Consider the following 12,506-nt stretch of genomic DNA (forward strand, 5'->3'; position numbering starts at 1 on the left):
AAAAATTAGTATTTTTCAATTTTGGCTTTGACAAAAACAGCGTTTTTCTGTTTATATATAGTAGTTAATGTTTTATTTTTAATAGGAGGTGCTTTTAATGGCGAAGTATATTGCTAGACGATTACTTTATATGTTTTTAACTCTTTTCCTGATTGCCACGGCATCATTTTTCTTGATGAAAACGCTTCCAGGATCCCCTATCTCTGCCGCTAATAAATTATCCCCAGAACAACTAGCAGTTGTAGAGGCGAAATACGGATTGGATAAACCAGTTCCGGTTCAATACGGTGTGTATATGCTAAATCTAGTTCAAGGAGATTTAGGTACATCATTCCAATTTGGTGGAAAATCTGTTACAGGTCTGATTTTAGACCGTATGGGTCCATCATTTATATTAGGGGCACAAGCGATGGTATTTGGTGTCTTTATAGGTATCGTTTTTGGAATGATTGCTGCTCTGAAGCAAAACTCCATTTTTGATTACGGAAGCACGTTTATCGCCATTCTAGGAATCTCTATTCCTTCATTCGTATTTGCGTCCTTTTTACAGTATTGGTTAGCAGCGCAATGGGAACTCTTCCCAGTTGCACTTTGGAAAGATGGATGGATGTCGAGTGTATTACCATCAATTTCTTTAGCGATGGGTCCACTTGCAATTTCAGCACGTTTCATCCGTACAGAAATGATTGAAGTTTTAAGCTCTGATTACATAACGTTAGCGAAATCCAAAGGAGCTAATGGTTATGAGGTAGCATTTAAACATGCGTTCCGTAATGCATTAATTCCTTTAGTAACAGTTTTAGGTCCGCTAGCAGCCGGTTTACTTACTGGTTCCCTAGTTATCGAGCAAATTTTTGCAATTCCTGGAATTGGAGAACAATTCGTTAAAGCGATCATGGTAAATGACTATGCAGTTATCATGGGAACTACTCTATTCTTCTCTGTATTCCTTATTGCTGTCATTTTAATCGTTGATATTTTATACGGGATTATTGATCCTCGTATTCGTTTGTCTGGAGGTAACAGTTAATGACTCAAAACATGGAAAACTTACCTCAAGGTTCGTTTAATCGTGTCACAGTTGACAGTGCGGCTGCAGAGCGTATTTCAAAACCTGCATTAAGCTTCTGGCAAGATGCTTGGTTACGTATTCGTAAAAATAAAGCAGCCATTATTTCAATGGTGCTACTACTTTTAATATTCGTCATGTCATTCGTTGGACCAACGTTAAGTGCGCATGAATCCGACGTTCAAACAATTACACACGCAAATTTACCGCCAAAAATTCCTGGCTTTGAAAAATTAGGATTTTGGGATGGCCACGCAAAATTGGGTGGAACTGAAGTAGATATGTATGAAATGAAAAAAGTTGATACGAACTACTGGTTCGGTACAGATGGTTTGGGACGAGATATGTTCTCCCGTGTTTGGGAAGGAACACAAATCTCCTTGCTCATTGCATTTGTTGCAGCGTTTATTGACATGGTAGTTGGTGTTGCTTATGGTGGTATTTCTGCTTATTATGGTGGGCGTACAGATGACATAATGCAACGTATTGTCGAGATTTTAGTTGGTATTCCAAACTTAGTTGTCGTTATTTTGATGATCCTTGTAATGGATCCAGGTATCATGGCGATTATTATCGCGATTTCGATTACAGGATGGATTGGAATGTCCCGTATCGTTCGTGGTCAAATCTTGAAATTTAAAAACCAAGAATTCGTATTAGCTGCTCGTACTCTTGGAGCAAGTGATAGCCGTATTATTCAAAAACATTTATTGCCAAACATTTTGGCAATTATCATCATTAACACGATGTTCACGATTCCAGGAGCAATTTTCTTTGAAGCATTCTTAAGCTTCATCGGATTAGGGTTACAACCACCAGCTGCTTCACTAGGAACTTTGATTAATGATGGATTTAGATTAATTCAATTCCAACCACATATTTTATTATTCCCATCAATCATACTTTCTATTCTTATGATTGCCTTTAACTTACTTGGTGATGGTCTACGTGACGCACTAGATCCAAAAATGAAAGACTAATAGGAGGAAAGCAAATGGAAAAGATATTAGAAGTGAATGACCTAAAGCTTTCCTTCCATACATTTGCGGGGGAAGTACAAGCGATTCGCGGCGTAAGTTTCGATGTATATAAAGGAGAAACAATCGCGATCGTAGGTGAGTCTGGTTCAGGTAAATCGGTAACAACGAAAGCGATTATGCGCTTGTTGCCAGAATCTAGTTCTGAATTCAAAGATGGTCATATTTTATTCAATGGAAGAGATTTAACAAAGCTTTCGGATAAAGAAATGCAAAAAATTCGCGGAAAAGATATTTCGATGATTTTCCAAGATCCAATGACTTCTTTAAACCCAACAATGACAATTGGAAAGCAAATTACAGAGCCATTGTTAAAGCATCAAAAAGTAAGTAAGTCCGAAGCGCGAAAAATCGCGATTGACTTACTTCGCATGGTTGGTATGCCAAAGCCAGAATTACGTATTAAACAATACCCTCACCAATTCTCTGGTGGTCAACGTCAACGTATTGTTATCGCGATTGCACTAGCGTGTAATCCTCAAATTCTGATTGCGGATGAGCCAACAACAGCACTTGACGTAACTATTCAAGCTCAAATTCTTGAGTTAATGAAAGATTTGCAAAAGAAAATTGATACATCAATCATCTTTATCACGCATGATCTTGGTGTTGTAGCAAACGTTGCTGACCGAGTGGCAGTTATGTATGGTGGACGTATTGTGGAAGTAGGGACAGTAGATGAAATTTTCTACAATCCGCAACATCCATATACTTGGGGCTTATTGAGCTCAATGCCATCACTTGATACCGCTGAAGAAAAATTATATGCGATTCCAGGAACTCCTCCGGATTTACTCGATCCTCCAAAAGGAGATGCATTCGCTCTACGTAGCGAATACGCACTGGCAATCGATTTAGAACAAGAACCACCAACTTTCCAAATTAGCGATACTCATTTCGCTTCTACTTGGTTGCTACACCCAGACGCACCGCAAGTAGAGCCACCAGTTTCTATTATCGAGCGTATGAAGAAATTCCCAGGTAGTCGTTACTACGAAGGAGGTACGCGCTAATGACTGAAAAATTGTTAGAAATCAAAAATTTAAAACAATACTTCAATCAAGGGAAACCGAATGAAGTGCGTGCTGTTGATGGAATTAGTTTTGATATCTATCGCGGAGAAACTCTTGGTTTAGTTGGAGAGTCTGGTTGTGGTAAATCTACTACTGGACGTTCTATTATTCGCTTGTATGATGCGACAGATGGAGAAGTAATTTTCGATGGCGTGAATGTTCACGGAAAGAAATCGAAAAAAGACTTAAAAAAATTCAACCGTAAAATGCAAATGATTTTCCAAGATCCCTATGCATCGCTTAACCCTCGTATGAAAGTTATGGACATCATTGCAGAAGGCTTAGATATCCACGGTTTGTTCAAAAATCAAACAGAACGAAAACAACGTGTGTTCGAACTTCTTGAAACTGTTGGACTGAACAAAGAACATGCGAACCGTTACCCACACGAATTCTCAGGTGGACAACGTCAACGTCTTGGTATTGCTCGTGCGTTAGCAGTAGACCCAGAATTCATCATTGCCGATGAACCGATCTCTGCACTTGACGTATCAATCCAAGCACAAGTAGTTAACTTACTTCGTGAGTTACAAAAAGAAAAAGGATTAACGTACTTATTTATCGCCCATGATTTATCCATGGTAAAATACATCTCTGACCGTATTGGTGTTATGTATTTCGGTAAATTAGTAGAACTAGCGCCTGCTGAGGATCTTTACAACAATCCAATGCATCCGTATACTCAATCGTTATTATCTGCAATTCCTCTTCCAGATCCGAACTATGAGCGTAATCGCGTTCGTAAGTCTTATGATCCTGCAGTTCATAATTATGCAGAAAACGAAGAGTTAGAAATGCGTGAAATCACACCAGGACACTTTGTATTATGTTCTGAAAAAGAATATGAATCATTAAAACTTGCATCTGCTGCACGTGTTTAATGTTACAACCCCGCCAGTGATGGTGGGGTTTTTCATTTGTTAGAACTCTATAGACACTTAACGTCAATAGAGCCGTTTTTTTCGCTTTTCAAGTGTAGGTTTTCACCCATAAATCATCTTCCTGCGCCAATAGAGCACTAATTTTCGCCCATAGAGCACTAATTTTCGCCCATTGAGGAATGATTTTCGCCCATAGGGGCAGTTTAGTAATAGAAATAGGATAAATATAGTAACTTACTCGCATAATCTTCATTTACTTTAAATGCGCCTTCGTGATGAAAATATCCTACCTAATTCCTCTACACGTTTTGTCAATTTCGGTATTTTATTGCCAAAAAAGGACATTCAGCCCTTTTTAACATGAACGTTCCTTGTTACACTTAAATTACAAAGAAAGGATGACGGCATCGATGACATTTCAGAAATCTTTAAGTGTGTTTGCACTATCTAGTGCACTTGTTTTTACTTCATTACCAGCTTCAGCAGAAACGACAACAGAAGATATTATATTCACAGAGAAGCAATTTGATTACCAATTAATTGATGAACAAGTGGTAGCAAGTTCGTCGCTTTATACATATGATTCAGGACTTCAATTTACATATCCAGATGCAGTGCGTGGTGTTTACGTAACTGGACATTCTGCAGGAGGAGCACGTTTTAACGATCTATTAAAATTAATGGATCAAACAGAGTTAAATGCAATGGTCATCGATATTAAAGATGATTTTGGCGATTTAACCTATGTACCGAAAGAGGATTCACCGATAAAAGATCTTGGGATTGGTAACCTGTATATGAAAGACCCGCGGAAAGTGTTAGAAACGTTGGAGCAAAAAGAAATTTATCCGATTGCACGTGTAGTTGTGTTTAAAGATACCCGTTTAGCGGAGAAACATCCGGAGCTATCATTCGTGGAGCCAAACGGAAGCGTATGGAAAAATGGACGAGAAGAAGCGTTTGTAAATCCATTTGCAAAAGAAGTATGGGATTATAATGTGCAAATTGCCATAGAAGCAGCAAAGATGGGATTCCAAGAAATTCAGTTTGATTACGTGCGTTTCCCAGAAGGGTTTGAAAACCGTGCGGATGTGTTGAAGTATACGGGTGGAGGATATGAAACATCTGATCCAGATCCTGTGCAACGACGCGTTCACGCTGTTACAGACTTTGTCGCGTATGCTAAAGAGAAATTAAAGCCATATGGCGTAAAAGTGTCAGTAGATATATTTGGTTACTCTGCGACGCTTCCAGAAGCACCTGGAATCGGACAAAATTTCTCGAAAATTTCATCTAATGTAGACGTAATTTCTTCCATGATTTATCCGAGTCACTGGACATCTTATTTTGGAATTAAGAAACCGGATCTTGAGCCTTATCGTTTAGTGCAAGAGTATGCAAAAGTAGAGAATGTGAAGTTAGCTGAACTGGGTGACAAAGCACCAATCTCCCGTCCGTGGTTGCAGGATTTCACCGCTTCCTATTTAGGTGCTGGAAACTATCAAGTGTACGGTGCGAAACAAGTTCAACAACAAATCCAAGCATTGTCAGAAGCAGGCATCAATGAATTCTTGCTTTGGAATGCAGGAAACCGATATAGCGCAGGTGTGGATTATACACCTGGTAAGTAATAGTAAGAGTCATCCATGTAAATGGATGACTCTTTTTTCGCAAAAAAAGTCCTCAAGTGGGTTATATCCTGCATAAGAGGGGAAACTCATAACATATACTAAAAAGTTGTGTGAGTTGGTTAGCTAATGAAAGTAAAGGGGAATTTTTTGTATTTATTCTAAAGGTGTAGGAAGGAAAATAAGGATCCTACGCTTCTAACAAAATCTTAAGTTGGAGTTTATATTTTATGCATTAAAAACTTTCAAAAATGACGAAAAAAATGAAACTTTTTTTGCCTTCGAAACGTATTATAGGTAAGAATGAAAATATATTATTCTCATTTATATTTTATAACTGAGAATAAATAATTTATTTTTCTTTCGGTGTTTATTTTTATCGCTTACAGGGTAAAGTAAAATTACTTATATGGAAATAGTAGCTTATCCACAAGAAGCCACTCTCTATTACGAAATTGTGACGAATGTGTTAAGGGTACATATTTTTCCGGATAAAGTATAGTAAGTTGGTCAGAAATGGTGTATAATTTCAATTAAGAAGTCTATTTTAAAGTAATTCTAATGTAAGAAGAGTTCATTTTAAACAAGACGAGAATGAATGGAAAGGAAGTGTTGCTGCATGATGGTTACCTTGTTTACTTCACCTAGTTGTACATCTTGTCGTAAGGCAAAAGCATGGCTAGAAGAACATGATATCCCGTATACAGAACGAAACATTTTCTCCGAACCACTTAGCATTAGCGAGATCAAAGAAATTCTTCGCATGACGGAGGATGGAACTGATGAGATTATTTCTACTCGCTCTAAAATTTTCCAAAAACTTAACGTAGATGTGGAAAGTTTACCTTTACAACGTCTATACGAGTTAATTCAAGAGCATCCTGGTTTACTTCGTAGACCAATTATTTTAGATGAGAAACGCTTGCAAGTTGGGTATAACGAAGATGAGATTCGTCGTTTCTTACCTCGAAAAGTTCGAGCTTACCAATTGCTTGAAGCACAGCGTATGGTTAACTAACCTTCGAAAGTATGATAGACTGATGAATTCTTCTTCTATATAGAAGTCGGAGTTCGTCAGTCTTTTTGTATCTAAGCCGTATGCTTGATTTCTTCCTGGCATTCCCATACAATTCAAGATACATTCTTTTTATCAAATTTATCCTTTCCAAATAGAGGATGATAGACATATAGTAAGATAGACACTAGAAATTGACGGCTGGAACTGTTGCAAAAAAGGGGATTCCCTTTAACAGAATCGAAGGGAGATGTGTAAAATGGACATCGAACGCATAAATGAAAACACAGTCAAGTTTTACATTTCATACATCGACATTGAAAAAAGAGGCTTCAGCCGAGATGAAATATGGTTTAATCGTGACAAAAGTGAAGAGCTTTTTTGGGAAATGATGGATGAGATTAATGATGAGTCCGAATTTGAAGTAGAAGGTCCGCTTTGGATTCAAGTGCATGCACTTGAAAAAGGACTCGAGGTAACGGTTACACGTGCTGGCGCGAATAAAGAAGGTAAGAACGGATTTATTGAACCAGATGAGCGTGATTCGTACTATTCAAGTATTTCAGAAGCCGGTGGCAATCAAAAATATAATGACATTGCTGATTTGTACGCGGAATTAGAAGTCGATTTAATGGAACACACATTTGTTTTCCGTGAATTTGACGACATTATTCCATTAGCAAAACGAATGGAAATTCCGTCGAATGTATCGAGTTCCTTCCACTTTTTTGAAGGAAAGTATTATTTGTATTTAGAGTTAATGGACGAAGAAGATGAAGCACTTGAAGCTTTTGAAAATTTGGCTAGCGTCGTACAAGAATATGCGACAGATTCTACCGTAACGATTCATCGTTTAGAAGAGTATGGGAAAGAAATTATCTCAGATGAAGTTTTCGACCATATTCGTAACTATTTTTAATAACAAGATGTTGTTGCACCGAATGTATCTTACATTCGGTGTTTTTTTATGCTTCTAATTCCATCTTGTTTCATTTTCACGTATCTCTGCACTAATGAACGTAAATATCCACTTTCTCGTTTGCCAGTTTCTGAGTAGATTTGTACAATGAAAAGAGGAGGTGAGAGATCATTCTTACAGCCATCACCGCGGAGGACCATCTCCTTTCTATTTCCCCAGAAATGTCGAAAGCGTCCTTAATTGAACTTCGGAAAACCACGATTTTTCACTGCCCCGCCTGTCTTCAGCCCGTGAAGTTGAAAGTGGGAAACGTGAAAATTGCACATTTTTCTCATACTCCATCAGCTACTTGTACTTCTTTCTTCTCCGAAAACGAATCACCTCACCATTTACAAGGGAAGTGGCAATTCTATTCCTTCTTTCAATCCTTAGGATATTCCGTTACGTTAGAGCACTATCTTCCTTCCATACAACAACGACCTGACCTTCTCGTTACGCGAAATGGTAGATCTATTGCGATCGAAGTTCAGCGTAGTACGATTCCAATCGAACACGTCAACGAGCGTACAAACGGCTACGCATCGATCGGGATCGAAACTTGCTGGATTTTAGCGCAATCGGTTAAAGTTCTATCTAACTATGATCATCAAGTGGTCCGTATTTCTCTTTCCGACTTTCAACAATCGTTCATTCACGACAATACATGCATCGTGTATGACGTGGAATTAAAAACATTCCATTACTACAGTTCGTTACACTACCTAGGAGGAAATCAATTTCTTGCGCGCCATTCGACACTACCATTAAGACTACAAACGTTTCCTTTTCGACAAGTGGGACAGTGTAGACCAGAAACAGTCGCTACACTTCATTCGAAATGGCAAGCGCGACGAATGATACACCTGCAGCAACTCATGAAACGAAATCGGCAAGGAATCCAGCATCCTATCTTACGAGCGTGTTATCAATTAGGCGTTTATCCAACCGAACTTCCTAACTACATCGGAATACCAATCGAAGGAGCTGAAATAATCCATCGTCACCCCGTTGAGTGGCAGCTTTTGTTGTATGAAGCACTATCTCATAACAGCCATATCTCGATTGAAACATTCTTCCAACACACGATGTCGCAACCTGGGACAGACAAAGTAGTGGACGTGGTCTTTCAGTATGCAGAATTTTTGCTAAAGGTAGTCCCTTTTCGACACCTCCCTTCAGTTGCAAAAAGGTGAGAATATTGAGAAAATAGTCTAGGTAACCGGTGATAAACCGGAATAAGGGGGATCATCATGACGACAAGTACAAAAAACAAATTACCAATCCGTTCAGAAGTACCAGAAGAATTAACGTGGAAATTAGAAGATATTTTCCCATCAAATGATGCATGGGAAAAAGAATTGACAGAAGTAAGTGAGCTAGCGGAGAAAGCGACACAATTTAAAGGAACGTTTGCAAGTGGCGCTGAAGCATTGTATGATGCGTTATCGTACAAAGATGATGTCATGGAACGAATTTACCGCTTGTACACATATGCACACATGCGTTATGACCAAGATACAACAAATAGTCATTACCAAGCGATGGACAGTCGTGTGAAATCATTACTCGTGAAAATATCTACGAACTTATCGTATTTCACACCGGAAATTTTAGCGCTAGACGAGTCTGTTATTGAGAAATATGTAAACACTCACGAAGGGCTAGCACTATATAAACAAGCATTGAGCGAAATCAATGAAATGCGACCTCACGTATTGCCAGCAGAACAAGAAGCAATTCTTTCACAACTTTCTTTAGTTGCAAACGCTTCTTCCCAAACGTTTGGCATGCTGAACAATGCTGATTTAACATTCCCAACGATTAAAGATGAGAATGGGGAAGAAGTAGAGCTCACACACGGTCGTTATACGAATTTCTTAGAAAGTGCCGATCCTCGCGTCAGAGAAGATGCATTTAAAGCGATGTACGACACGTACGGCAACTATCGGAATACATTTGCCTCAACGCTGTCTGGAAACGTGAAACGTGACAATGTGAATGCAGAAATTCGCCATTACGACTCTGCTCGACATGCTGCAATGTCGGAGAATTTCATTCCAGAGAAAGTGTATGACAATTTAGTTGGGACGATTAATAAAAACCTTCACTTGTTGCATCGATACGTGGACCTTCGCAAAAAAGTGTTAGGACTCGATGAACTTCATATGTGGGATCTTTACACGCCACTAGTGAAAGAAACGAAAATGGAAATTCCCTATGATGAAGCGAAAGAAATCATGTTAAAAAGCTTCGCGCCACTAGGGGAAGAATATGTTTCCATCGCGAAAAAAGGACTTGAGAATCGTTGGGTCGATGTTGTGGAGAATAAAGGGAAGCGTTCTGGGGCTTATTCATCAGGAGCATATGGGACGAACCCGTATATTCTCATGAACTGGCAAGATAACGTCAATAACTTATTCACATTGGCGCATGAATTTGGCCACTCTCTACACAGCTATTATTCCCAGTCGAACCAACCATTTGTCTATAGTGACTACTCGATTTTTGTGGCAGAAGTAGCTTCAACATGTAATGAAGCATTGCTAAACGACTATATGCTCAAAACGTTAGATGATGAGCAGCAACGTATTTATCTACTCAACTACTGGCTAGAAGGATTCCGCGGAACCGTTTTCCGCCAAACAATGTTTGCGGAATTTGAACACATCATCCATCAACTAGATCAAAACGGGGAAGCATTAACTGCTGACAAATTAACCGAAGAATACTACAATCTCAACAAAAAGTATTTCGGCGACAACATGGTAGTGGATGAACAAATTGGCTTAGAGTGGGCGCGAATTCCACATTTCTACTACAACTACTATGTGTATCAATACGCGACTGGGTACAGCGCTGCAGTCGCTTTAAGTAATCAAATACTTGAAGAAGGAGAGCCGGCAGTAGAACGTTATATTAACGAATTCTTAAAAGCAGGTTGTTCCGATACGCCGATCAATGTATTGAAAAAAGCGGGAGTCGACATGACATCCTCTTCACCAATTGAAGAAGCGTGTAAAGTATTCGAGGAAAAACTAACAGAACTTGAAAATTTATTACTAAAATAATTGCGAAAGCCTCTTTCTAAAATGAAAGGGGCTTTTGTTATTTCGATATAATTATGTGTCAATTTATCTAGAATTGTAAAATTCGTGAAAACGCTTTCTATATGACGAATTTGTGAAACCTGTTCAAATCCATTGAAGTATAAGTTATTTCGTGATATCTTTTACATGTGAAATAAATCACAACAAACATATACCCCTTTGTTTGAACGTGAACATTTCTCCCATCCCCTTTGTGAGAGTCGCATGAAAATGTGGCTCTTTTTTTTTTTTGCAAAAACTCTTGCGAAAAACCACAAAAAAAGCCTTGAAGATTTACTCTTCAAGACTCCCTATCAAGCATATTTTTTAATTCGCCAATGTGTCGTTTCTGGCTGAGGAATTCGCTCCAACTGTTGAAGTAGTGTACGCTTCTTTAATTCCCGTTCTGCCATGTACGGCGTCACACCGTAAATAGCAGCTACTTCGTGCGTTGATAACGTCTCATACCGATCAAACAACTCATCTAACGTTGGCGGTTCTTTTTCCACTAATTCTTCATTCACCATTTCTTGCAAAATGTGCTTATACACGTCGAAATCATACGTTCCAGAAACCTTTAATCCCTCATCCTCAATGTTTTCATTAAAAAACACCAACGTCGGAACTTCTGTCACTTCCATTTCACGCGTAATATATAAATCGCACTGAAAAGCGCGCGATGCTTCATTCGACTTAAAGTCCGACTCAAACTCTTGTAAATCTAACTCAACGGTTTCAGCAATTTCCTTCAGAGCATTAAAATTAGTGCAACTTTTCGTATTTAAAAAAATCTGCTCTTGTACTTTTTGTAAAAAACGCATCCCTGCACGTTTCCCTTGAAGCTCTGCTGCCTTTATCGCAACTGCTGGAAGGGCTGGGTGAGCATAATTATCTTCATCATCCGTCTTGCCCTTCGTCACTTTCGTATTGAGCGCACTAAGTCGCGTGCTAACCACAATACGTAGCGTAAAATACTGATCATACTTCACTTGAAGCTTACGAAGAGTAGGCTGTAAGTCGAAACAATCCGCACATAAAGGATCGATAAAAGCATATAATTCCACAGGCTTCGTCGTTGATTGAACAAATTCTTCAGGCGGGATCTCTACGTTACTCACTCCGTCTCCTCCTCCTGCCGGTTGGTCATATGATGCGCCGTTAAAACTAGTCGCTTATAAAAGAAATCACGGAACGTTCCATCGAGTTCTACCTCATCCATCGCCTCGCTCATACACTCAAGCCACGCTTGGGCACGACTAGGCGTAATAGGGAATGGCTTATGTCTCGCACGCAACATCGGATGTCCGTGCTCTTCCGAATACAAATTAGGTCCACCTAAATACTGCGTCATAAACTGCTTCTGCTTGCGAGCAGTCTCCGTCAAATCATCTGGAAAAATAGGAGATAACAAAGGATGCTTCGCAACCTTGCTATAAAAAGTGTCAATCAGTAGGTGCAAGCGTTCTTCACCAATTTCCTCAAAAGGAATAACAGGTTTTCGGGTCATGCTGATAACTCCTCTTTTTTAGCTGTAATCCCATTCTATCAACGTTCCTGAACGAACTCAAGCCAATCGATTTCCTTGACAAATGCTAAAATGTCAATATCAGTAAGCCCGTTTTGTTTGGCAATGAAAGATCTCCGGGCTCCTCTAGGGTTACATTCTTTCGACAAGTAAAGCGAACACTGGGGACATTTTCCGCCAAGATCCATCGTCTATGACTTAGTCTTACTTTCAAGTATCGTTCCAGTTGCAGAC

The 12,506-nt window shown here is 39.1% G+C and carries 11 protein-coding genes; 9 read left to right on the forward strand and 2 right to left on the reverse strand.

From position 1 onward, the window contains the following. The first annotated feature begins 97 nt into the window (after positions 1-97). From opp3b to pepF, 9 genes are all read left to right on the forward strand, one after another. Positions 98-1,030, forward strand: coding sequence for an oligopeptide ABC transporter permease (gene opp3b, locus D3873_RS03660; protein WP_119882753.1), 933 nt, complete (start codon positions 98-100; stop codon positions 1,028-1,030). After that, positions 1,030-2,049 (forward strand): oligopeptide ABC transporter permease, encoded by a 1,020-nt coding sequence (gene opp3C / locus D3873_RS03665; protein WP_119882754.1) that lies wholly within the window; start codon positions 1,030-1,032, stop codon positions 2,047-2,049. Before opp3b ends, opp3C begins: the two co-directional genes overlap by 1 nt. A 14-nt stretch (positions 2,050-2,063) precedes the next feature. Continuing rightward, a complete protein-coding gene (locus D3873_RS03670; RefSeq protein ID WP_119882755.1) occupies positions 2,064-3,119 on the forward strand; it encodes an ABC transporter ATP-binding protein in 1,056 nt (351 codons plus the stop codon). After that, on the forward strand, positions 3,119-4,060 hold the full coding sequence (locus D3873_RS03675; RefSeq protein ID WP_119882756.1) for an ABC transporter ATP-binding protein: 942 nt from the start codon (positions 3,119-3,121) through the stop codon (positions 4,058-4,060). Before D3873_RS03670 ends, D3873_RS03675 begins: the two co-directional genes overlap by 1 nt. Positions 4,061-4,470: 410 nt before the next feature. Continuing rightward, positions 4,471-5,691, forward strand: coding sequence for a putative glycoside hydrolase (locus D3873_RS03680; RefSeq protein WP_119882757.1), 1,221 nt, complete (start codon positions 4,471-4,473; stop codon positions 5,689-5,691). A 619-nt stretch (positions 5,692-6,310) separates the two neighbouring features. Then, positions 6,311-6,706: a transcriptional regulator SpxA gene (spxA, locus tag D3873_RS03685; protein ID WP_162920212.1), complete on the forward strand. Its 396-nt coding sequence runs from the start codon at positions 6,311-6,313 to the stop codon at positions 6,704-6,706. 256 nt (positions 6,707-6,962) lie between these two features. Next, positions 6,963-7,622, forward strand: a complete 660-nt coding sequence (gene mecA, locus D3873_RS03690; protein WP_119882758.1) for an adaptor protein MecA — start codon at positions 6,963-6,965, stop codon at positions 7,620-7,622. Positions 7,623-7,843: 221 nt separating this feature from the next. Next, on the forward strand, positions 7,844-8,854 hold the full coding sequence (locus D3873_RS03695) for a competence protein CoiA (protein ID WP_238473823.1): 1,011 nt from the start codon (positions 7,844-7,846) through the stop codon (positions 8,852-8,854). A 57-nt stretch (positions 8,855-8,911) separates the two neighbouring features. Beyond that, entirely contained in the window at positions 8,912-10,729 is a 1,818-nt protein-coding gene (gene pepF, locus D3873_RS03700; RefSeq protein WP_119882760.1) for an oligoendopeptidase F, read from the forward strand. Positions 10,730-11,061: 332 nt separating this feature from the next. Here the strand turns inward: pepF and D3873_RS03705 are convergent, their stop codons facing one another. Beyond that, positions 11,062-11,865 carry a DsbA family protein gene (locus D3873_RS03705; protein WP_119882761.1) on the reverse strand — a complete coding sequence of 268 codons (804 nt, stop codon included), beginning with the start codon at positions 11,863-11,865 and terminating at the stop codon, positions 11,062-11,064. Then, a complete protein-coding gene (locus D3873_RS03710; protein WP_119882762.1) occupies positions 11,862-12,254 on the reverse strand; it encodes a globin domain-containing protein in 393 nt (130 codons plus the stop codon). Before D3873_RS03710 ends, D3873_RS03705 begins: the two co-directional genes overlap by 4 nt. Positions 12,255-12,506 lie beyond the last annotated feature (252 nt).

The organism is Paenisporosarcina cavernae (assembly GCF_003595195.1).
GTDB lineage: Bacteria > Bacillota > Bacilli > Bacillales_A > Planococcaceae > Paenisporosarcina > Paenisporosarcina cavernae.

Coding starts and splice junctions, on each gene's coding strand:
- D3873_RS03670 (WP_119882755.1), top strand. CDS start 2,064: ATGGAAAAGATATTAGAAGTGAATGACCTAAAGCTTTCCTTCCATACA.
- spxA (WP_162920212.1), top strand. CDS start 6,311: ATGGTTACCTTGTTTACTTCACCTAGTTGTACATCTTGTCGTAAGGCA.
- D3873_RS03675 (WP_119882756.1), top strand. CDS start 3,119: ATGACTGAAAAATTGTTAGAAATCAAAAATTTAAAACAATACTTCAAT.
- mecA (WP_119882758.1), top strand. CDS start 6,963: ATGGACATCGAACGCATAAATGAAAACACAGTCAAGTTTTACATTTCA.
- pepF (WP_119882760.1), top strand. CDS start 8,912: ATGACGACAAGTACAAAAAACAAATTACCAATCCGTTCAGAAGTACCA.
- D3873_RS03695 (WP_238473823.1), top strand. CDS start 7,844: ATGTCGAAAGCGTCCTTAATTGAACTTCGGAAAACCACGATTTTTCAC.
- D3873_RS03710 (WP_119882762.1), bottom strand. CDS start 12,254: ATGACCCGAAAACCTGTTATTCCTTTTGAGGAAATTGGTGAAGAACGC.
- opp3C (WP_119882754.1), top strand. CDS start 1,030: ATGACTCAAAACATGGAAAACTTACCTCAAGGTTCGTTTAATCGTGTC.
- D3873_RS03680 (WP_119882757.1), top strand. CDS start 4,471: ATGACATTTCAGAAATCTTTAAGTGTGTTTGCACTATCTAGTGCACTT.
- opp3b (WP_119882753.1), top strand. CDS start 98: ATGGCGAAGTATATTGCTAGACGATTACTTTATATGTTTTTAACTCTT.